At 71.3% G+C, this 20,099-nt stretch carries 19 protein-coding genes; 8 read left to right on the plus strand and 11 right to left on the minus strand.

Annotated features, from left to right (window positions below; genetic code table 11):
- Nucleotides 1–125: 125 nt before the first annotated feature.
- Complete coding sequence (locus AB0C38_RS17125) at nucleotides 126–530, minus strand: pyridoxamine 5'-phosphate oxidase family protein (protein WP_360673523.1); 405 nt, start codon at nucleotides 528–530, stop codon at nucleotides 126–128.
- A 234-nt stretch (nucleotides 531–764) separates the two neighbouring features.
- Between AB0C38_RS17125 and AB0C38_RS17130 the strand changes: the two genes are divergently transcribed.
- Together AB0C38_RS17130 and AB0C38_RS17135 are read left to right on the plus strand one after the other, a co-directional pair.
- The gene (locus AB0C38_RS17130; RefSeq protein ID WP_360673526.1) at nucleotides 765–1,382 is read left to right on the plus strand and encodes a sigma-70 family RNA polymerase sigma factor; all 618 of its coding nucleotides are present in this window, start codon (nucleotides 765–767) and stop codon (nucleotides 1,380–1,382) included.
- Nucleotides 1,383–1,473: 91 nt separating this feature from the next.
- Nucleotides 1,474–1,989, plus strand: coding sequence for an AAA family ATPase (locus tag AB0C38_RS17135; protein ID WP_360673530.1), 516 nt, complete (start codon nucleotides 1,474–1,476; stop codon nucleotides 1,987–1,989).
- Here AB0C38_RS17135 and AB0C38_RS17140 read toward each other — a convergent pair.
- Entirely contained in the window at nucleotides 1,958–3,352 is a 1,395-nt protein-coding gene (locus AB0C38_RS17140) for an MFS transporter (RefSeq protein ID WP_360673533.1), read from the minus strand. The genes AB0C38_RS17135 and AB0C38_RS17140 overlap by 32 nt on opposite strands.
- A 154-nt stretch (nucleotides 3,353–3,506) precedes the next feature.
- Complete coding sequence (locus AB0C38_RS17145) at nucleotides 3,507–4,301, minus strand: IclR family transcriptional regulator (RefSeq protein ID WP_360673535.1); 795 nt, start codon at nucleotides 4,299–4,301, stop codon at nucleotides 3,507–3,509.
- Between the two features lie 116 nt (nucleotides 4,302–4,417).
- Between AB0C38_RS17145 and AB0C38_RS17150 the strand changes: the two genes are divergently transcribed.
- Nucleotides 4,418–5,626 carry a CaiB/BaiF CoA-transferase family protein gene (locus tag AB0C38_RS17150; protein ID WP_360673538.1) on the plus strand — a complete coding sequence of 403 codons (1,209 nt, stop codon included), beginning with the start codon at nucleotides 4,418–4,420 and terminating at the stop codon, nucleotides 5,624–5,626.
- 2 nt (nucleotides 5,627–5,628) lie between these two features.
- Nucleotides 5,629–6,528 carry a hydroxymethylglutaryl-CoA lyase gene (locus AB0C38_RS17155; protein WP_360673541.1) on the plus strand — a complete coding sequence of 300 codons (900 nt, stop codon included), beginning with the start codon at nucleotides 5,629–5,631 and terminating at the stop codon, nucleotides 6,526–6,528.
- Between the two features lie 52 nt (nucleotides 6,529–6,580).
- Here AB0C38_RS17155 and speB read toward each other — a convergent pair whose 3' ends face one another.
- Complete coding sequence (gene speB / locus AB0C38_RS17160; RefSeq protein ID WP_360673544.1) at nucleotides 6,581–7,618, minus strand: agmatinase; 1,038 nt, start codon at nucleotides 7,616–7,618, stop codon at nucleotides 6,581–6,583.
- Between the two features lie 556 nt (nucleotides 7,619–8,174).
- On the opposite strand from speB, the gene AB0C38_RS17165 reads away from it, so the two are divergent.
- Nucleotides 8,175–9,605 (plus strand): DUF1996 domain-containing protein, encoded by a 1,431-nt coding sequence (locus AB0C38_RS17165; protein ID WP_360673547.1) that lies wholly within the window; start codon nucleotides 8,175–8,177, stop codon nucleotides 9,603–9,605.
- Between the two features lie 63 nt (nucleotides 9,606–9,668).
- On the plus strand, nucleotides 9,669–10,019 hold the full coding sequence (locus AB0C38_RS17170) for an MmcQ/YjbR family DNA-binding protein (protein WP_360673550.1): 351 nt from the start codon (nucleotides 9,669–9,671) through the stop codon (nucleotides 10,017–10,019).
- Here the strand turns inward: AB0C38_RS17170 and AB0C38_RS17175 are convergent.
- Nucleotides 9,995–11,203, minus strand: coding sequence for an MFS transporter (locus tag AB0C38_RS17175; RefSeq protein WP_360673553.1), 1,209 nt, complete (start codon nucleotides 11,201–11,203; stop codon nucleotides 9,995–9,997). The two genes, AB0C38_RS17170 and AB0C38_RS17175, sit on opposite strands and share 25 nt — an antisense overlap.
- A gap of 75 nt (nucleotides 11,204–11,278) precedes the next feature.
- Here AB0C38_RS17175 and AB0C38_RS17180 point away from each other — a divergent pair, with 75 nt between their 5' ends.
- Nucleotides 11,279–11,824, plus strand: a complete 546-nt coding sequence (locus AB0C38_RS17180; protein WP_360673557.1) for a winged helix-turn-helix domain-containing protein — start codon at nucleotides 11,279–11,281, stop codon at nucleotides 11,822–11,824.
- 178 nt (nucleotides 11,825–12,002) lie between these two features.
- Here AB0C38_RS17180 and AB0C38_RS17185 read toward each other — a convergent pair whose 3' ends face one another.
- The 6 genes from AB0C38_RS17185 to AB0C38_RS17210 all read right to left on the minus strand — a co-directional run bounded on the left by AB0C38_RS17185 (nucleotide 12,003) and on the right by AB0C38_RS17210 (nucleotide 18,438).
- The gene (locus tag AB0C38_RS17185) at nucleotides 12,003–12,761 is read right to left on the minus strand and encodes a hypothetical protein (protein WP_360673560.1); all 759 of its coding nucleotides are present in this window, start codon (nucleotides 12,759–12,761) and stop codon (nucleotides 12,003–12,005) included.
- 134 nt (nucleotides 12,762–12,895) lie between these two features.
- The gene (locus AB0C38_RS17190; protein WP_360673562.1) at nucleotides 12,896–14,338 is read right to left on the minus strand and encodes a glycoside hydrolase family 3 N-terminal domain-containing protein; all 1,443 of its coding nucleotides are present in this window, start codon (nucleotides 14,336–14,338) and stop codon (nucleotides 12,896–12,898) included.
- Nucleotides 14,339–14,341: 3 nt separating this feature from the next.
- Nucleotides 14,342–15,172: a carbohydrate ABC transporter permease gene (locus tag AB0C38_RS17195; protein ID WP_360673565.1), complete on the minus strand. Its 831-nt coding sequence runs from the start codon at nucleotides 15,170–15,172 to the stop codon at nucleotides 14,342–14,344.
- Nucleotides 15,169–16,155, minus strand: a complete 987-nt coding sequence (locus AB0C38_RS17200; RefSeq protein ID WP_360673569.1) for a sugar ABC transporter permease — start codon at nucleotides 16,153–16,155, stop codon at nucleotides 15,169–15,171. Before AB0C38_RS17200 ends, AB0C38_RS17195 begins: the two co-directional genes overlap by 4 nt.
- Complete coding sequence (locus AB0C38_RS17205) at nucleotides 16,152–17,456, minus strand: sugar ABC transporter substrate-binding protein (RefSeq protein ID WP_360673571.1); 1,305 nt, start codon at nucleotides 17,454–17,456, stop codon at nucleotides 16,152–16,154. Before AB0C38_RS17205 ends, AB0C38_RS17200 begins: the two co-directional genes overlap by 4 nt.
- 427 nt (nucleotides 17,457–17,883) lie before the next feature.
- Nucleotides 17,884–18,438: an FHA domain-containing protein gene (locus AB0C38_RS17210; RefSeq protein WP_360673574.1), complete on the minus strand. Its 555-nt coding sequence runs from the start codon at nucleotides 18,436–18,438 to the stop codon at nucleotides 17,884–17,886.
- Nucleotides 18,439–18,597: 159 nt separating this feature from the next.
- On the opposite strand from AB0C38_RS17210, the gene AB0C38_RS17215 reads away from it, so the two are divergent.
- Nucleotides 18,598–20,097, plus strand: a complete 1,500-nt coding sequence (locus tag AB0C38_RS17215; RefSeq protein ID WP_360673577.1) for a CBS domain-containing protein — start codon at nucleotides 18,598–18,600, stop codon at nucleotides 20,095–20,097.
- Nucleotides 20,098–20,099: the final 2 nt, after the last annotated feature.

Consider the following 20,099-nt stretch of genomic DNA (forward strand, 5'->3'; position numbering starts at 1 on the left):
GCCGTCTCCCGGAGGACTCCCCGGGCCGTCAAGGGTGCCACAGGCGGCTGCCCGCGTCGGCCCAATCCGGTTCGTCCATCCGGTGGGTCGATCGGCGCAACGTCGTTGTTACGGGTTTCGCTGAGTTACTCGGCGTGACAGGCGATCCGGTGGCCGGTGACCGCTTCGACCGGGATCCGCAGGAACCGGCGGCCGGCGAGCGGGGGGCACGGGCACAGGCAGGCGACCTCGGTGTCGTCGACGGCGGACTCGGTGGCCCGGCCCAGGACGCTGACGTACCAGCCGGCGCCGAAGTCGGCGGAGAAGTCGTCGGCCTCGAACGCGACGACGGCGTCGCGCGCGCCCGCGTAGAGAGGACTGCCGGTGGGGACGGCGAACACGACGGCCTCCTCGACGACGGTGAAGCGCACCGGCCGCACGGCCGGCATGGCCCGGTGGGTGAAGATCACCCGGCCGAGGCTCGCCGTCCGGAGCAGGGCAAGGCACTGCTGCCGATCGAGCAGCAGCCCGAAGCCCACTTCGTCCACCATCGCGTCCCTGTGTTTCTCCTGTGAAAAATCCCCGGTGGCCAGCGTGATCGTTGGGCCGGGGCGGCCGGTAGGGCCGTTCGGCCCGGCCCCGCCGCGACGGCCCGGCAGGCACACCGCGAGGGGTCGCGCCAGGGCCGGAAGACCCGGGCCGCGGCGGCCGCCCGGCCGGTGTGGCCGCCACGCGGTGTGACCTACCGTCGTGACCGTCCGTCGCCGAGGAGAGAGGGGAACGCGATGCCGCCGCAGTCCGCCGCGAGCGAACCCGCTCCCCCGGCGACGTTCGCCCTCGATCCGGAGCTGGTCCGGTCCGCGATGACCGGCAACCGCGCCTCGATCGCGGGCGTGCTGCGTGCCCTGCGGCCGCTGGTGTTCCGCTACTGCCTCGGCCGGCTCGGCACGTGGCAGGAAGGGTCGTCGGACGCCGAGGACTGCGCGCAGGACGTGCTCCTGGCGGTCGTCGGCGCGCTGCCGGGCTACCGCTACGAGGCCGACAGCTTCCTGGCGTTCGTGTTCGGCATCGCGGCGCACAAGGTGTCCGACTTCCACCGCCGGCGGGCGCGCGACCGCACGAGCCCGGTCGCCGAGCTCCCGGCCGACCGCTGGACGGGCGGGGACCCGACGGGCGAAGAGGTCGAGCGCGCCGCGGGCCTGGACTGGTCGGCCGGGCTGCTCGACACGCTCCCGCCACGCCAGCGGGAGATCCTGGTGCTGCGGATCATCCTGGGTCTGAGCGCGGAGGAGACGGCGGCCGCGGTGGGCCTGGGCAGCGCGGGAGCGGTCCGGGTCGCCCAGCACCGGGCGCTGACGACGTTGCGGCGCGAACTGGTGGCGCACAAGCGCGAAGCGTCCTGACGAGTACGGGCGGGAGCGTGCCGCATCGAGGGACTTGGCCGCCTCCGATGCGGCAGTCCCGGCGTGGGCCGCGGCGTGCGATCATGCCCGCGTGCCTCCGCTGCTGATCGTCGTCGGCGGGCTGCCCGCCACCGGGAAGACCACTGTGGCCACGGAACTGGCCCGCCGCACCGGTTTCCCGTTCCTGCGGGTCGACACGATCGAACAGGCCATCGTCCGCGCCACCGCGCTCACGCAGCCGCTCGGGCCGGTCGGGTACGTCGTCGCCCGCGACGTCGCCGCCGACCTGCTCCGGACCGGCGTCAGCGTGATCGCCGAGTGCGTCAACCCCCTCGCCGTCACCCGCGACGCCTGGCGGGACACCGGCCTCGGTCAGGGCGCGCGGGTGCTCGAAGCCGAGATCGTCTGCTCGGCCCCGGCGGAACACCGGCGCCGCGCGGAAACGCGCGACACCGGCATCCCGGGACACGTCCCGCCGACGTGGCGGGAGATCGCCGGCCGCGAGTACGAGCCGTGGGCCCGCGACCGCCTCGTCGTCGACACCGCCCGGCTGCCGGTCGGCGAGGCGGTCGCGGTCATCGAAGCGGCTGCGCGACCTCGTCGTTGACGCTCTCCAGCCGGCGGCCGGTCGTGCGCGGGCCGAGCACCGCGACGTCCACCGCAACCACCACCAGCGCGCCGGCCACGACCAGGAACAGCGTCGTCGGGCCGTGCGAGTTCAGCAGCGGCACCAGCACGAACGGCATCGCGCCGCTCGCCAGGCGCGAAAGCGAGTAGGTGCCGCTCGACGCCGTCGAGCGCAGCGTCGTCGGGAAGATCTCGGCCTGGTAGATGTGGTAGGCGTTCGAGAACAGGTTGCTGGTCGCGGTGTAGAGGAAGCCGAACACGAGGATCAGCGCCATCGAACCGGAGTAGCCGAACGCGATGCCGAACACCGCCATCGCCAGCACCGAGCCGACCACCAGGTACTTCCGTTCGAAGCGTTCCACGAGCGGCAGCGACAGCGCCGAGCCGACCGGGTAACCGATGTAGGTCAGCGCGGCGAACAGCAGCGACTGCGAGAGGGCGTACCCCTTGGCGGCCAGCACCAGCGGCACGAGCGTGCCGAAGCCGTAGTAGCCGAGCGTCTGCAGGATGTGGAAGACGACCATCATCCAGGTCCGGCGGCGCAGGGCCGCGCCGAACAGTTCGCGCACCGGCGCCGCGGCGCGCTTGCGGGTGGTGCCGCGCGGCGGGGCGGGCGTCTCGTCGACGACGCCGCGGGCTTCGGCTTCCAGCCCGGCCACCAGGTGCTCGGCCTCCTCGGTGCGGCCGACGGACTCCAGCCACCGCGGCGACTCGGGCAGGCCCCGCCGCAGCAGGAACACCGCGCCCGCGCCGAGCGCGCCGAGCACGAACAGCCAGCGCCAGCCGGCGATGCCGAGGATCTCGTGCTCGGTCAGGCCGCGGGCGAGGAACCCGACGACCGGGAAGCCGCAGAAGGCCAGCGTGTAGGCCCAGGCGATGAACCGGCCGCGCTTGCGGGCCGGGAGCAGGTCGGTGAGGTAGGTGTCGGCCAGCGGCGGCTCCGCGCCCAGGCCGATGCCGGCGAAGAACCGCGTCACCAGCAGCATCAGCGCGCTGCCGCTGAACGCGCCGAGCAGCGAGAAGAGCGAGTAGAGCCCCAGGTTGAGCAGGAACGCGCCGCGGCGGCCGAAGCGGTCGGCGAGCCGGCCGAGCAGCAGGGCGCCGAAGAACATGCCGACGAACGTCGACGCCAGCAGCGGCGGCAGCTCCGCCTTCGTGAGGGAGAACTCCTCGACGAGCACCGAGCTGAGCACGCCGGTCAGGAAGACCTCGTAGAAGTCGAAGAACAGGCCGAGCCCGACGGCGACGGTGGCCCGGCGGTGCGTGCGGGTGATGGGCAGCCGGTCGAGCCGGCCCGCGATCGTGCCGGTGTCCGGCACGGCGGCGTCGGGGATGTTCGCCATCCGTCGTCTCCTTTGACTTCTCCACTATGTGGTTGGCGGACCCATAATGTGACGGCGGCCGCGCAGAGTCAAGGACAGACAGGCAAGAGTCGGGTCACGTTAACGGGCAACCATGCGCAGCCGGCACGAACCGGACACAGCCGGCGCGGGAAGATCAGAGACCGGCGACCTGCTCGACACCCGGCCGGTACCCGAGCCGCTCCGAAGCACGCCGGCCCGCCTCGACCACGATCGGCGCCAGCCGGGGCACGTCCGCCGGCGTCATGCGCTGGGTCGGCGCCCCGATCCCGATCGCCGCGCTGACCTCGCCGTTCAGGCCGAACACCGGGGCGCTGAGCGACGCCGCGCCGAGGTCGCGCTCCTCGAAGCTGACCGCGTACCCCGTGTCGCGGATCTGCCCGAGCTGCTCCGACAGCAGGTCGAGGTCGACCACCGTCCGCGGCGTGAACCGCGCCAGGCCGTGTCCGATCGCGTCCTTGACCGCCAGCTTGTCCCAGGCCAGGAACACCTTCCCGGCCGAACCGGCGTGCAGCGGCATCACCATGCCGACCACGAACAGGCGCACCACCGGGTGCCGGGATTCGGCCAGCGAGATCACCGTCCGGTACGCGCCGTCGCGGACGTACAGGCAAGCCGTCTCGCCCGTTTCGTCGCGCAGCTGCTGCAGCACCGGCCGGGTCAGCCGGACCAGGTCGAGACCGAACGTGCCCGGCGCCGCCCAGCGGACCAGGCCGAGCCCGACGCGGTAGGTGTCGTCGTAGCGGTCGAGGAAGCCTTCGCGCACCAGGTTGTGCACCAGCCGCTGGCAGGTGCTCGCCGGCAGCCCGGTCGAGCGGGTGATCTGCTGCAGCGTCAGCTCGGAGTCGTCGATGGTGAACGACTCGAGGATCTGCTTGAACTTGCGCAGGACCAGCACCGGCGTCGTGCCGCTGCGTTCTTCCTCTGCCATCGCCCCGCCCCGTGCCCGTGGTGTGCCGCACAGTCTATCCACGCTCCGCGCTGTTGACTCCGCGACACTCGCCCGTATTCTGGGTTTACAACTCACATCGTGGTTTGGAGTCGGGCATGAGTCAGCAAACCGGACCCCTGGCGGGCATCCGGGTGGTCGAACTGGGGAACTTCATCGCCGCGCCGACCGCCGGCCGGCTCCTGGCCGACTTCGGCGCCGACGTCGTCAAAGTTGAGCGCCCCGGCACCGGGGACGAGCTCCGGCGCTGGCGGCTGCACGCCGGCGACACGTCCCTGCTGTTCCGCACCCTCGGCCGCAACAAGCGCTCGGTGACCGTCGACCTGCGCCGCCCCGAAGGTCAGGAGCTCGTCCGCGCGCTCGCGGCGCGCAGCGACGTCCTCCTGGAGAATTTCCGGCCCGGCACCCTCGAACGCTGGGGCCTCGGTCCCGACGAGCTCCGCGCGCTCAACCCGCGGCTCGTCGTCGTCCGCGTCTCCGGGTACGGCCAGACCGGCCCCTACCGCGACCGGCCCGGCTTCGGCGGCGTCGCCGAAGCGATCGGCGGCCTGCGCGCGCTCACCGGCTACCCCGACCGGCCGCCCACGCGGGTCGGGGTCAGCCTCGCCGACTCCGTCGCCGGGCTCTACGCGGTGATCGGTGCGCTGATGGGCCTGCTCCGGCGCGACCGCGAGCCGGGCGCCACCCCGGGCGAAGTCGTCGACGTCGCGCTGTACGAAGCCGTCTATTCGCTGATGGAGTCGCTGATCCCGGACTTCGAAGCGTTCGGCGTCGTGCGCGGCCCGGCCGGCTCCGCGCTGCCCGGCGTGGCGCCCTCCAACACCTACCGCTGCGCCGACGGCAAGTACATCGTGGTCAGCGGCAACGGCGACGCGATCTTCCGGCGGCTCATGCACGCCATCGGCCGCGACGACCTCGCCGGCGACCCCCGACTGGCCGACAACGCCGGCCGCGTCGAGCACGCGGAGCTGCTCGACGACGCGATCGGCGCGTGGACGACCACCCTGAGCCAGGAAGCCGCCGAAGCCGAGCTGCGTGGGGCGTCCGTCCCGTGTGGACCGATCCTGACCGCCGCCGACATCGCCAAGGACCCGCACTTCGAGGCCCGCGGCATGCACGAGCGGCACCGGGTGCGCGGCCACGACGGCGAAATCACCTTCCCCGGCATCGTGCCCACCTTGACCGAGCGGCCCGGCCGGACCCGCGCGCTCGGGCCGGAGCTGGGCGAACACACCGAGGCCGTGCTCGCCGAGCTCGGCGTCACCGGCGAGGCGGTCGCCCGCCTGCGCGAGAACGGAGTGATCTGACCATGACCGAAGTCCTCCTCACCGAGGTCGTGCTGCGCGACGGCCTGCAGGACGAATCCGTCACCGTGCCGACCCACGAGAAGGTCCGGCTCGCCCGCGGTCTCATCGACGCGGGAGTGCGGTCCCTGGAGGTCGGGTCGTTCGTCTCCGCGCGCCGGGTGCCGCAGATGGCCGACACCGGTGAGGTGCTCCGGACGCTGCTGGACGCACCGGCGGCGCTGCACACGCTGGTGTTCACCGAACGCGGGGCGCGGCAGGCGATCGAGGCGGGGGCGCGGACCGTGCGGCTGGTGGTGTCGGCCAGCGACGGGCACAGCGTCGCCAACGCGGGCGTCCCGACGGCCGCGGCGCTCGACCGGCTGGCCGGGTGCGCCGCGGTGCTCGCCGCGGCCGGGGTGGCCGTGGAAGCGTCGGTCGCGACGGCGTTCGTGTGCCCGTTCGACGGCGACACCGACCCGGACCGCACCGCCGGCGTCGCCGCGCGGCTGGGCGCGATGGGCGCGCGCGTGGTCCACCTCGCCGACACGATCGGCGCCGCGCGGCCGAGCCAGCTGCGCACGGTCGTGTCGGCCGTCCGCGACGAGCTGCCGGACGTCCCGCTCGGCCTGCACCTGCACAACACCTACGGGCTCGCGGCGGCGAACGCGTGGGAGGGCCTCGGCCTCGGCATCCGCCGGTTCGACGCGGCACTGGGCGGCCTCGGCGGCTGCCCGTTCGCCCCGGGCGCGTCGGGCAACGTCGCGACGGACGACCTGGTCGACTTCTTCCACCGCGAAGGCATCGCGACGGGCCTCGACGTCGAGAAGCTGGCCGCGTTGCGCGACCAGGTGGGGCTCGCGGTCGGCCACCGGTTGGGCTCGGCACTGGCGGCAATCCCCGCGGTTCCGGCCGCCCTCCGCTGACCCGACGTCATGAACGACTCGTTCATCACGTCGGACGAGGTGAAAGAGTCGTTCATGGCCTTTCGGGGCGGCGGTCCGGGCGGTCGGCCAGCAGCGGGAGCGTGGGATCCCACGTCGTGCCGTCGGCGGCGTCGCGGCGGCGGCGCGCGATGCCCGACAGCGCCTCCAGGACCACCCGGTTCGCCAGGAACGACGTGATCTCCGCCTGGTCGAACGGCGGCGACACCTCGACGACGTCGATCCCCACCACCGGCAGCTCGTAGGCGATCCGCCGGACCGAGTCCAGCAGCTGGCGGGCCGTCAGCCCGCCCGGTTCCGGGGTGCCCGTGCCCGGCGCGTGGCCGGGGTCGCAGACGTCGATGTCCACCGACAGGAACACGCCGTCGCACTCGTCCATGGCGATGGAGAACGCTTCGGTGAGGCATTCGTCGAGACCGCGCGCGACGACTTCGGTCATCTCGTACGACCGCATCCGCTGCGACGCCATCCAGTCGAGCGTCGCCGGTTCCGGCCAGTAGCCGCGCAGGCCGATCTGGAGGAAGCGGTCGCCGCGGACCGCGCCGGACTCGATGAGGCGGCGCATCGGCTGGCCGTGCCCGACCAGCGAACCGAACGCGATGTCGCCGGTGTCGGCGTGCGCGTCGAAGTGGATCATCGACACCCGGCCCTCCCCCACGTGCTGGGCGACGCCGGCGGCGTCCGGCCAGGCGATCGTGTGGTCGCCGCCGAGGATGAGCGGGATCGCGCCGTTCGCGGTGACCGCGTGCACGGCTTCCTGCAGCGAACGCACCGAGCGCTCGGCGTCGCCCGAGTACATCTCGACGTCGCCGGCGTCGTAGACCGCCAGGTCCTTGAGCCCGTCGACGCGCATCGCCAGCGACGGGCGCGAGCCGTCGTGCGGGAGGTAGCAGCTCTGGCGGATGTACTGCGGGCCGAACCGCGTCCCCGAGCGGTGGGAGGTCCCGCCGTCGAACGGGGCGCCGAGAATGACGACGTCGGCGCCGCGATAAGTGGCGGCGTCCGCCCAATCGCACCGCTCGACGCCCAGGAATGTGATGTCCGGGCCGAACTGGGTTCCGTACCGTGCCATGGGTACGGATTCTGCCGCGCCGCGCGACATTCGGCCAGCGGGCATTCGGCGGGTCTCACCCAGGTATACGGATGCGGGTTCAGGTCGGTTCAAAGTTTTTCGCCACACCCTCCGGAGCTGGACAACGCCCCGGTCAGCGGCCCAGGATGAGCGCACCCCGAGTACGCCGGAGAGGGACACGCGCGGCACCCCAGCGTGATCCAGTTGCGGGCCGTCGCGCCCGCGTTTTTCGCGTACGCCATTCTTGGTCGATTCCCGGCGCCTTTTCGCAACCACCCGCGACTACGCAAACGGAACCCCGGACTAACGGTTCGTAATTAGTTGAAATCTCTTCTTGCCCGGTGTCAAACCCCGGTGTAGCTTCCATCACGGAACGATAACCAGCCGGTTGACGGCGTGGCCACGGGCAGGTGGCCGCGCACCCACCGATGTCGGGTCGGTGGACCAGCCGGGAATCGTTCCGTCCCGCCGACGTAGTTCCTGGTGAGGACGAGCCTGGGCTCGTCCCGCCAGTGTCGCGCATTCCCGCCAGCCCGACACCCCGGAGGATCCATCCATGTCCCGCACCCAAGGGCGCCATCGCATCTCTCGCAGAACGAAGATCGCGACCGGTGGCATCGCCCTCGCGCTCGCGGTCGGCGGCATCGTCGTCGCGACGACCACCGGCAACACCGGTGAAGCGAGCGCCGACGAGGCCAACCCCGCCTTCTTCGTCGACATCCTCAAGGTCCAGCCGAACCAGTTCGACCCGCGCCCGGTGTACGGCGCGTCGACCGGCACCTTCACCGTCGACTGCGGCCGCAACGAGAACGGCCACTTCAACCCCGACAACTTCATCGCGCAGCCCGGCGTCCGCAACGGCGCCCAGCACCTGCACGACTACGTCGGCAACCTTTCGACGAACGCCGACTCGAACAACAAGAGCCTCGTGAAGGCCGGCACCACGTGCAAGAACGGCGACAAGTCCGCCTACTTCTGGCCGGTCGTGCGCATCGACACCGGCGAGGAAGAGAAGAACGAGGCCGCGAAGAAGCCGGACAACGACAGGGCGCAGGCCGACCAGGAGGCCAAGACCGTCCAGGTCGCGTGCCCGGACGTCGCGAGCAAGCTCGACGACGTCCCCGACCAGGCCATGGCCGAGGTCGGCGACAACCTCGACCAGCTCGACACGCAGACCGACGAGGCCAACCAGCGCGTCGCGCAGACGCAGGGCCAGGGCGGCGCGAACTTCGTGCAGAACGCCATCCTGAACCCGCTGAAGGACCGGCGCGCCGCGATCCTCGAGCGGATCGCCGCCATCATCGCCCGCTTCGCGCCGAAGCCGAAGGACCTGGGCGGCCTCGCGCCGTGCGCGCCGAAGCCGGGCAAGGACACCGGGACGCCCACCCCGCCGCCGAGCAGCACCGCGGGCGGCGCGCTGCCGGGCCAGGACGAGAACAACGAGCTGCCGGGCAACGACGGCGAGATCCTGCGCCCGCAGAAGGTCCAGATCACCTTCCGCGGCAGCCCGGTGGGCAAGGTCGTGGCGATGCCGAAGTTCCTGCGCGTGCTCTACGGCGACGCGAAGGTCTCGACCAACGGGCCGGCCAACGCCCGCTCGAGCTGGACGTGCAGCGGGTTCGAGAACCGCGTCACGGACAAGTACCCGATCTGCCCGCAGAACAGCAAGGTCAAGCGGATCCACACGTTCCCGAGCTGCTGGGACGGGAAGAACACCGACAGCGCCAACCACCGCACGCACATCGTGTTCCCGGACCAGTCCGGCCGGTGCGCCAAGGGGTTCAAGGCCGTTCCGCAGCTGCAGATCTCGCTGACCTACGACATCCCGCACGACATCCAGGTCAAGAAGCAGTACAAAGTGGACGCCTTCCCGCAGGAGAAGCACAACCCGTTCTCCGACCACGACGACTTCGCGAACGTGATGTCGCAGCGGATCATGAACGGGCTGGTCAACTGCGTGAACCGCGGTAAGTCCTGCCGGGCGTGACTTCCGGCGGAACCGGCGGCGCAGCCACACCGCGCCGCCGGTTTCTGCGGTTGAATGACCGGCATGGTCACCGGTGACGAGGTCCGCGCGTTCGCCTTGACGCTCCCCCGAGCCAACGAGGCGGTCGTGCGTGACCGGCCCAAGTTCCGGGTCGGGCAGATCGTGTTCGCCGCGTTGTCGCGCGACGAGACCGAGCTGGGGTTCGGCTACCCCCGCGACCAGCGGGAAGCGCTGGTGGCGGGTGAGCCGGAGAAGTTCCTGATGCCCGAGCCGTCGGACCTGCGCTACCAGTGGGTGCGCTGCCGCCTCGCGGCGATCGACGCCGGCGAGATGCGCGAGCTCGTCCTGGACGCGTGGCGGATGTGCGTGCCGAAGAAGGTCTGGGCGGCCTACGCGGAGACGCACTCGCTCTGACCGAGGGCGTCCTCGGTCACCACCCGGAGCCCGGCCACGACGGCGAAGGCCAGCACCGCCATCACCACGAACACCGCGCGCAGGCCGAACACCTCGGCGATCACCCCGCCGGCCAGGGCGCCGAGGGACTTCGTGCCCCACGCGACGAGCCGGTGACTGCTGTTGAGCCTGCCGAGCAGCCGATCGGGCGTGAGCTGCTGGCGCAGCGACACCATCACGACGTTCGACACCAGGATCGCCGCACCGCTCACGAAGAAGGCCGCCCCGGCGACGTACGGGTTCGCCGTCACGGCGAGCGCGGCGACGCCGATGCCGCCCACCGGCCAGGAAACCCACAGCGCGCGGACGCGGCCCAGCCGCCGTTCGACCGCTTCGGCCACCAGCGACCCCGTCAAGCCCCCGGCGGCGCTGGTGGCCATCAGCAGCCCGAACGCCGGCGCGGACAGGCCCATCGCCGATCCCGGGCCCACCGCGTACAGCACGAGGACGGCGAAGGTCGCTCCGGTGGCGAAGTTGAACGTGCCGACCATGACCGAGAACGTCCGCAACACCTTGTGGCGCACCAGGAAACGCAAGCCCTCGGCGATGTCCGCGCGCAAGGTGGTCGGTTTCTCCCGCGGGATCCGGTACGAGCCGCGCACGAGCAGCAGGGCCGCGACGGCCACGGCCCACAGCGCCACCGGCGTGACGAGCGCGGCGACGACGCCGGCCGCGGCCAGCACCCCGGCGAGCGGCGGGCCGGCGAACTCGTTGGCCGTCTGCTCGGCGGCGAACATCCGGCCGTTGGCGCGGGCCAGCTGCTCCCGCCCGACGACCTGCGGGACGATCGACTGCGCCGCGGTGTCGTAGATCGTCTCGGCGCACCCGACGCCCACGGCGGCGACGTACAGCGCCCAGATCGATCCGCCACCGACGACGGTCAGCACCGTGATGCCCGCGAGGAGCCCGCCGCGCACGAGGTTGGCGGCGAGCATCGCGCGGCGGCGGTCGAGCCGGTCGACCAGCGCGCCGGCGGGGAGCGCGAACAGCAGCCACGGCAGGCTGAAAGCGAACGCGAGCCCCGCGATGAGCGCCGGCTCGCGGGTGTAGCCGACCGCGACCATGGGCAGGGCGACCTTGAGGACGCCGTCGGCGAGGCTGGACAGACCGGCGGCCGACCACAACCGCCAGAACACGGAGTTCACGGATGGAGGATCGCACATCGATGGGCTTTTCTCCATCGATGTGACGCGATTCCATCGATGGACTACGCTCCGCTCATGACGGAACCCCGCCGCCGGCGCCCGGCGACCCCGGCGGAGGCCAAGGCCCTCGGCCACCCGCTGCGGCTGCGCATCATGCGGATGTGCCTGGTCGAGGAGCTGACGAACAAGCAGCTGGCCGACCGGCTCGACCGCGACCCCGGCACGGTCCTGCACCACGTGCGCCAGCTGGTGTCGGCGGGACTGCTGGAACAGGCGCCGGTCCGCACGGGCGCGAGCGGGGCGCTGGAGAAGCCGTACAAGTCCAACAACGAGACGTGGTGGCTGGACGGCCCGCTGGCCGAAGCCGACGCCGAGACGCGGTTCGCGCCGATCGAGATCTTCCAGGAGGAGGTCCGGGCGGCGGGGCCGGAGTCGGTGGCGGTGCACGAGAAGTTCCTGCTGCACCTGTCCCCCGACGAGATCCGGGAGCTGGACCGCCGGATCCTGGCGGTGCTGGACGAGTACGTGGCCACCGACCACGAGCGGCTCGACCGCCCGGCACTGGGCGGGATCTTCGTGCTGCACCACGTCAAGCGCGAACCCCCCGAACGCGGTGAATGAAGCTCATTCACTGCATCGGAAGGCCCCCTGCCCGGGGGAGGTGGGCAGGGGGCGGCTCCGCGCACCCCGGCCGGGGATGGTGGCCGGGGGTACTTCGCCGTGCGGTGCGGTTCTCGCCCACCCCCAGGGCGGCGAGACCCGCGCCCGCTCGGCGCGTCGGTGGTCCGTCAGCGGTCCGTCAGTGGTTCACCTTGAACCACGGCTGCGACCAGCCGAGGTAGGTCTGGCCCCACTTGCTCTTGATCTGCGCGATCGTCGTCTCGGTGTAGCTGCCGTAGCCGTTGATGTCGTTCGACAGGAACTTGCCGCCGCCGATCGAGATCATCGTGTGCCCGGCGCCGCTGCTCTTGAAGAAGGCGAGTCCGCCGGCCGGGACCTGGGTGTCGCCCGGGTGCTTGAACGAGGCCGGGATCTGGGTCCAGTGGATGTAGGCCGTCTCCGAGCCCGAGGCGGTCCAGCCGTAGTTCTGCGCGTTGATCCGGTCGCACCAGCCCTCGTAGGAGTCGAGGTCGTTGGTGTGGATCCGGGTCTTGGCGTAGGCGACCGCCTGCGCGCAGGTCTTCGGGTCGCCGGTGCCCGCGGTGGTGCAGGTCAGGGTCGAGCCCGCGCAGTCCGGGGCGACCCGGCCGTCCGAGCCGGTGTAGACGTAGGCGTCGCTGATGTAGCCGTCGCCCACCTTGTCCCAGATGTCCGAGGTGCCGTACTTGCCGTCGACGGTCGATCCGTTGGTCTGGCAGGAGATGGTGACGGCGGTGCCGTCGGCGACGGTGCCGACCGGGCTCCCGCTGGTGCTCGGGGTGGCCCGCACGGTCAGCGCGATGCCCGAGTCGGTGTGCACCGTGCCCGTGGCCGCCAGGGCCGGGGTGGCGCCGGCGAGCACGATCGCCGCGGCGATGCCGGCCACGCCGGCCGCCCGCTTCCCGATCCGAATTCTCATTTGTCCGTCCTCCGTTGGCTGGTGTGCGGACAGGATGGCGCCCACCGATACAAGCCCCGTACAAAAGGCTCTGGAGTTGCGGCAAAAAGGACGAAGCCCCGCCGGAAACACCGGCGGGGCTTCGTCAAGGGAACTCAGGCCAGGTACTCGGCCACCGCACGCAGGCTGACGTAGGAGCCGCTGAACGTGTCGATCCGCGGTCCCTCTCCATCAGCGGGCCCCGGCACGCCGGTCTCCACCCGGATGAAGTCCACAGTGGACAGCGCGGCCAACAGCTCCCGCACCCGCGGGTGCCGGTGCGCCTCCCGCGTGACCACGACGACGCTGCGGAAATCCCGGGCCGCTTCGAGGACCACGTCGGCATCGTCGGGTGTCGCGGTCAGCGTGCGCGTGCCCGGCACCAGCTCGGCCAGGTGCGCGCCCAGGCCCCACGGCATCGGGCCGGCCGCGATCGTCGGCTCGGTCTGGACGTCGACCACCAGCGGCGGGCCGTCCAACCGCACGTCACCCCGGATACGAAGCGCCTTGCGCGCCGCCTCCAGACCGAGCCGCCGGTCGACCGGGCCCACCGTCGCGGGTGCCGGGTCGGTACCCAGCGCCGCCGTCCGCGAAGCCGCCTCCGCCAGCCGCTCCAGGGGCAGCTCCCCCGCCGCGACCGCGGCCACGATCGCCGTGACGCACGCGTCCAGGTGCTCGGCCTCGAAGGCCGCTCCGCCGAGGCAGAGCGCGTCCGCGCCCGCGGCCAGGGCCCGCACGGCCGAGCGGCCGAGGCCGTCGTGCTTGCCGTACGCGCCCGAAACCGCACCCATCTCCAGTGCGTCGGTGATCACCGCGCCGGAGAAGCCGAGCTCGCCGCGCAGGACGTCGGTGAGCGCCGTCCGGTTGAGCGTCGCCGGCTCGTCGCCCCAGGCCCGCACGACCAGGTGGCCCGACATCACCGAGCGCACCCCGGCCCGGATCGCCGCGGCGAACGGGACCAGCTCGATCTCCCGCAGCTCTTCGACGGTGCGCGGCAGCACCGGCAGGGCCACGTGGGAGTCCTCGGTGGCCGCGCCATGGCCCGGGAAGTGCTTCGCGCACGCCGCGACGCCGTACTTCTGCAGACCGGTCACGTAGGCCGCGACGTGCGGTGACGCCTTAGCCGGGTCGGACCCGAACGCCCGGACGCCGATGATCGGGTCCTCGGCCGCCAGGGTCAGGTCCGCGCACGGCGCCAGGTTCAGCGTGACACCGCAGGCCGCCAGGCGTTCGCCGAGCGCGGCGGCGACCGCCGTGGTCAGCTCCGGGTCGTCGGCCGCGCCGAGGGCCAGCGGGCCCGGCACGAACGACCCGGTGTTCACGTCGAGGCGGGTGACGTCCCCACCTTCCTCGTCGATCCCGACCACGACACCCTCACGCTCGCCCCGCAGCTGGGCGGTGAGTGCGGCGACCTGCTCGTCGTCGACGACGTTGCGGCCGAACAGCACCACCCCGCCGAGACCCGCACCGATCCGGCGGCGGAGCCAGTCCGGCGCGGTCGTCCCGGCGAACCCGGGCAGGAGGACGGCTTCGGCGAGCTTTGCCACATCCGAAGACAACGGCTACCCCTTCACGGCGCCGGCGGTCGCGCCGGACACCAGCTTGCGTTGCACGAGCAGGAAGAACACCAGTGCCGGGATCGCGTAGATGACCGACGCGGCCATGACGCCGCCCCAGTCGGTGGCGAACGCCGTGCGGAACGACGCCAGCCACACCGGCAGCGTCTCCTTCGGCTTGTCCTGGATGAACACCAGCGCGAACAGGTACTCGTTCCACGCGGTGATGAAGCTGAACACCGACGTCGTGACCAGCCCCGGGCCGAGCAGCGGCAGCGTCACCCGGCGGAACGCGCCGGTCTGGCTGCAGCCGTCGATCATCGCGGCCTCTTCCAGCTCGTACGGGATCCCGTTGACGAAGCCGTAGAGCATCCAGACCGTGAACGGCAGCGTGGTGGCGAAGTAGATCAGCAGCAGCGACGGCAGCGTGTTGAGCAGCCCGGCGTCCCGCATGAGCAGGAACAGCGGGATGAACAGCGCCGACACCGGGGCCAGCTGCGCCACCATGACCAGCACCAGGAAGCCCTTGCGGCCGGTGAAGCGCAGCCGCGACAGCGGGATCGCCGCCAGGGTCCCGGCGACCAGCGCGCACAGCACCGAACCGACCGTGACGATCAGGCTGTTCATCAGGTAGGTCGGGAAGTTGTCCTTGCCCAGCGCCGTGGCGAAGTTGCCGAACGAGAACGACGTCGGGATCAGGTCGTACTTGGGCGAAAGGATCTCGCCGGGCGTGCGCAGCGACGTGACGAACATCCAGTACGTCGGGAACACGATGGCCAGCGCCACGAGGACGCCGACGACCGAGAGCACGATCCGCTGCGAGAGCGACTTCTTCACGACAGATCACCTTCCCGGGTCCGGGTGAGCAGCTGGATGTACCGGCCCGTGATGAGCGCGAGCACGATCAGCATCAGCGTCGCGATCGCGGCCGCCGCGCCGAAGTGGTTGCCCGCGATGCCCTTGAGGTAGAGCACGACGGCCAGGGTGGTGCTCTCGCCGTCGGGGCCGCCCTCGCGGATCGCCCAGATCTGGGCGAACGCGTTGAAGTCCCACAGCACCGACAGGAACGTGACCATGGTGGTGATCGGCTTGATCGCGGGCCAGGTGACCGCGCGGAACGTCTGCCAGCCGCTGGCGCCGTCGATGCCGGCGGCCTCGTACTGCTCGCGCGGGACGCCGATGATGCCCGCGTACAGCGAGAACGTCACGAACGGCACGGCCTGCCACACGATGAGCAGCCCGATCACCGACAGCGTGCTGGCGCCGCTGGAGAACCACGAGAAGCCGATGAAGCTGTGGAACCCGAGCCGGTCGAGGGTCTTGTTGAGGATCCCGTACTGCTCGTCGAAGATCCACTGGAACACCGTGGTCGTCGCGATCACCGGCGTCGCCCAGGCCAGGACCAGCGTGACCTGCACGATGATCCGCACGACCGGGCCGAGGTGGCGCATGAGCACCGCCAGCAGCAGGCCGCCGAGGATGGTGGCGGCCACGATCGCGGCGGTGAAGACGAGGGTCCGGAAGGTGACCGTCCAGAACTCCGGGTCCGAGAGCGTGTTCGTGTAGTTGTCGAACCCGATCCAGACGGTCTTGCCGGAGACGAGCTGGCCGATGTCGAGCTTGCGGAAGCTGATCGCGAGCACCTGGACCAGCGGCCAGGCGAGCAGGACCAGGATCGCGGCGAGCGCGGGAAGCAGCAGCAGGTACGGGAGCACCCGGTCGCCGAACCGGCCCCGCCTGCGCTTCTTGGCCCGCGTGTCGCGCGGCGATGCCGGCGGGGTCGCCCCCGCCGGCATCGTCACATTGGCGGTCGCTGTCATCCGCCGATGAGCTTGTTCAGCGCGGCGTTGGCGTCGGCGGTCGCCTGGTCGAGCGTCTTCTTGCCGGTCAGGTACGCGGTCAGCATGTCCTTGACCGGGTTCTGGCCGGACTCCACGTCACCCCACTGCGGGCTGGCCGGCACGGCCTTGCCGTTGGTGGAGGCCTTCGCCATCACGCTGCCCAGCGGGTCCTTGTCCAGGCCGGCGAGGTCGGTCGACGTGCCGGGCACGACGCCGGCGGCGGCGAGCTGGCCCTGGTACTTCGCGCTGGAGAGCAGCTTGATGTACTCCTTGGCGGCGGCCGCGTTCTTGCTGTTGGCCGGGATCGCCAGGTTCGAGCCACCCAGGAAGACCGGGGCGCTCTGGCCGGCGGTCTTGCTCGGGATCGCGAACGCGCCGGTCTTGGCGGTCAGGCTCGGGTCCGTCTTGGCGGCCGTCGGCAGCTCCCACGGGAGACCGATCATCATGGCCACCTTGCCGGCACCGTAGACGGTCGCCTGCTGCGGCTTGGCCTCGTCGGCGTCCTTCGGCGCCTTGGTGCCGGAGGTGTCGACGAGCTTCTTGTAGAACTCGAGGCCCGCCTTCGCACCGGCGCTGTCCAGCGTCGCCTTGAACTTCTTGCCGTCGGCCTGGGCGATGTCACCACCGTTGTCCCAGATGAACGAGAGCAGCGAGTACCAGTTCTGGCCCGGCATGTAGAGGGCCTGGAAGTCGGGGTCGGACCCGAACTTCGTCTTCAGCTTGGTGATCGCGTCGATCCACTCGTCGTTCGACGTCGGCGGCTTGGTGATGCCCGCCTGCTCGAACATGTCCTTGCGGTAGATGACCTCACGGTTCGCCGCGTAGAACGGGACGCCGTAGACCTTGCCGTCGTAGGTGCCCGAGTCGGCGAGACCCTTCAGCCACTGCGCGCCGTTGAAGCTGTCCTTGTCGGCGGTGAGGTCGGTCAGGACGCCGTCCTGCGAGGCGAACGCCGCGGTCTGGGTGTTGCCGATCTCGATCACGTCGGGCGGGGTGCCGCCGGCCAGCGCGGTGGTCAGCTTCTGCTGGATGCCGTCCCACTGCTGGATCTCGTACTTGACCTTGACGCCCGGGTGGGCGGCCTCGAACTCCTTGTTGAGCGCGTCGGTCAGCGTGCTCGGCGCGGAACCGGTCATCAGCCAGACCGTGACGTCGCCGGTGATCTGCGCGGGAGCACCACTCGACGAAGCGGCCGTGTCCGAGCCGCTGGAGCCCGCGCAGCCTGCGGTCGCGAGGGTGAGTGCGGCGGCGCCCGCCGCCAGCTTGAGCCAGCGTTTCACTCGATGCCGTCCTTTCCATGCCCGGCCACCGTGGCCAGGCGCCCCAAATGGTGTAGACCAATGTTGGGGTTAGAGTGGTACGTACCACAGGCCCTGTCAAGGCGGTTGCCGGAACGTTGTAAACGCACCGGGGAGTCTGACACGGAGTAGCCGGATGGTCACCGGCCCCGCTCCGACCTGCGGCGGAAGTCGTCCGAATAGGAGGGTGTCCGGAACGTTTTTCACCGGTGGACGCGCGGGATTCACCGCACGGCCACCCGGTCGGCGCAACGAAAGCCGCCCCGGAAAGGACTTCCCGGGGCGGCGGGTTTCCGCGCGAACTCGCGGTTCGGCCGCCCGGGCTACCGCTGCGGCCGGGGCCGGGGCAGGCAGGTCGGGCGACTTCGCCGGACCCTGCCTGCCCACGGCACTGGGTTTCCGCGCGAACTCACCTCGCGCCGAAGCGGCGTCGGCGCGCCTTCCGCCGGCGCGCGAGCACGAGGCCGAGCACGGTCACCAGCAGGCCGGCCGCCAGCAGGGCGACCCCGAACTCCGGTCCGGCGCCGAAGTGCCGCACCACCCGCACCGCCCCGAGCGCGAACCCGGTCACGAAGAGGACCGGGCCGGCCACGAGCGCGACGGTGCCGGTCCGCTCGGCGGGGACCGGCGCGAACACCGGCCGGGCGTCGCCGGTCGCGCCGACGTCCGAGAAGACCGTGGTGATCGGCCCGAAGGAGACGCGGTCGCCGTCGTGCAGCAGCCGCGCCTGCCTCGGCGCGAGAGCCTCACCGTTGACGAGCGTGACGGCGTGCGAACCGGCGTCGGACACCCAGGTGCCGCGCGCGTCGCGCCGGAGCCAGGCGTGGCGCGGGCGCACCCGGTCCGAATACAGCTTCAGGTCCGCCTCAGGCGCGCGACCGACCAGCCACGAGCCCCGCCGCACCTCCAGCCGCGCGACCGCGCCTCCGAGCGTCTCGATCGTCGCTGTTCCCCGTTGCCCCATCGCGCCCCTCCCCCTTCGTCCCGACTCCGGACAGAGCTGGGCCTCAGCGGAAAAATGCGCCCCGAACGGGTGAACCAGGCACCGTTCGGGCGACGATCAACCTCCCCCGACCGACTGGGTGCGTAAGCCGGTTCGGCCCCAGGGAAACGCAGGAGAACGATGAAGTCAGCTTGGCAAGTCCGCGCGGGCCGGCAAGGCGAGCGCGACCAGGAGTCCCTCGCCGAAGGCCTCGCGATCGTCGGCTGGGGCGGCGTCCCCGCGCTCGGCGGGTTCGGCAGCAAGGACGCGCTCAAGGCCGGTCTCCGGGAGTGCTACCCGCAACGGTCGAACTACGTGGTCGGGAACTGGGCCGGGCAGCTGTGGCGCTTCTACCGGGAGATGAGCGAGGGCGACCTCGTCGTCATGCCGCTCAAGAACGTGCGCCAGTTCGCCATCGGGGAGATCACCGGGTCGTACCACTACCGCCCCGACGCGACCCCGGACTGCCGGCACGCCCGGCCGGTCCGGTGGCTCCGGACCGACATCGACCCCGGTGAGTTCGAACCCGACCTGCGCGGCAGCCTCGGTTCCCTGCTCACGGTCTGCCGGCTGAGCCGACACGAGGCCGTCCGGCGGATCGGGGAAGTCGCGGCCAGACGGGCGGACCCAGGCTGGCAGCACGCCTCAGCGAACCTCGATCCCGATGCCACCCTGGCCGACTTGTGGGAAGCCGTCGAGACCGGTGCGGCGCCGGTGAAGCTGACCGTCCGGGACCTGCTGGCCAGGTGGAGCTACCGGCGGCGTACCGCGACCTCCTTGGTGACCGTTCGATCCGAGCTGGCCGAGCACGGCGTCACGACCAAGCCGCCGTTCACCACGGCCCGGATGGACGCGGTCGTCGAGCTGGTCCCGATCGCCGACGAGCCGGGCGCGGCGGACTCCGAAGCGGATCCCCCCGAGGCCGACGCGCTGGACGACCTGCCGACCAAGTGGATGGTGCGCGCGGTCCTCCCGGACAAGCCCGCCATCGTGGCTGTCACGGCCGGGAAGCCGCTCGCCACAGCGGTGACGCTGATGCTGGCCAAGAACTATTCCCAGCTGGCGGTGACGGACGAGGACGGGTTCTGCGTCGGCGCGGTCAGCTGGGAGTCGATCGGCCGGGCCCGCCTGACGAACCCCCAGCCGACCTTGCGGGACGCCACCACCCAGGTCCGGGTCATCGACTTCGACGACGAGCTGTTCGCGCAGATCGACGAGATCTACCGGCACGGTTACGTCTTCGTCCGGGGCGAAGACCGCCGGAAGCTCATCGGAGTCGTGACCGCCAACGATCTCGCCCGTCAGTTCGGCGCACTCGCCCGGCCGTTCTCCCTGCTGGAGGAGGCGGAGCTGCGGATTCGGTACCACGCCAGGCGCTGCCTGCCCGAGGAAGTGATCGAGAAGGCCACGCCGAAGTGGGCGAGCAACCCGACGTTCGGCAGCTACGTCCGAATGCTCGAACCCGCGGAGCACTTCGAGAAGCTGAACTGGCCGCTCGACCACGAGACCTTCCTCGACCTCCTCACGAAAGCGAAGAACATCCGCAACGAGCTGATGCACTTCTCCGGCGAGGAGGTCCCGGAGCAGGACCTCGCCGCCATCGAAGGGTTCTGCGCGACGATCAAAGCCGTCGACCAGTAAGC

This window comes from Amycolatopsis sp. NPDC048633, from assembly GCF_040650695.1.
Taxonomy (GTDB): Bacteria; Actinomycetota; Actinomycetes; order Mycobacteriales; family Pseudonocardiaceae; genus Amycolatopsis.

Coding starts and splice junctions, on each gene's coding strand:
- AB0C38_RS17125 (WP_360673523.1), bottom strand. CDS start 530: ATGGTGGACGAAGTGGGCTTCGGGCTGCTGCTCGATCGGCAGCAGTGC.
- AB0C38_RS17130 (WP_360673526.1), top strand. CDS start 765: ATGCCGCCGCAGTCCGCCGCGAGCGAACCCGCTCCCCCGGCGACGTTC.
- AB0C38_RS17140 (WP_360673533.1), bottom strand. CDS start 3,352: ATGGCGAACATCCCCGACGCCGCCGTGCCGGACACCGGCACGATCGCG.
- AB0C38_RS17145 (WP_360673535.1), bottom strand. CDS start 4,301: ATGGCAGAGGAAGAACGCAGCGGCACGACGCCGGTGCTGGTCCTGCGC.
- AB0C38_RS17150 (WP_360673538.1), top strand. CDS start 4,418: ATGAGTCAGCAAACCGGACCCCTGGCGGGCATCCGGGTGGTCGAACTG.
- AB0C38_RS17155 (WP_360673541.1), top strand. CDS start 5,629: ATGACCGAAGTCCTCCTCACCGAGGTCGTGCTGCGCGACGGCCTGCAG.
- speB (WP_360673544.1), bottom strand. CDS start 7,618: ATGGCACGGTACGGAACCCAGTTCGGCCCGGACATCACATTCCTGGGC.
- AB0C38_RS17165 (WP_360673547.1), top strand. CDS start 8,175: ATGTCCCGCACCCAAGGGCGCCATCGCATCTCTCGCAGAACGAAGATC.
- AB0C38_RS17170 (WP_360673550.1), top strand. CDS start 9,669: ATGGTCACCGGTGACGAGGTCCGCGCGTTCGCCTTGACGCTCCCCCGA.
- AB0C38_RS17180 (WP_360673557.1), top strand. CDS start 11,279: ATGACGGAACCCCGCCGCCGGCGCCCGGCGACCCCGGCGGAGGCCAAG.
- AB0C38_RS17185 (WP_360673560.1), bottom strand. CDS start 12,761: ATGAGAATTCGGATCGGGAAGCGGGCGGCCGGCGTGGCCGGCATCGCC.
- AB0C38_RS17200 (WP_360673569.1), bottom strand. CDS start 16,155: ATGACAGCGACCGCCAATGTGACGATGCCGGCGGGGGCGACCCCGCCG.
- AB0C38_RS17210 (WP_360673574.1), bottom strand. CDS start 18,438: ATGGGGCAACGGGGAACAGCGACGATCGAGACGCTCGGAGGCGCGGTC.
- AB0C38_RS17215 (WP_360673577.1), top strand. CDS start 18,598: ATGAAGTCAGCTTGGCAAGTCCGCGCGGGCCGGCAAGGCGAGCGCGAC.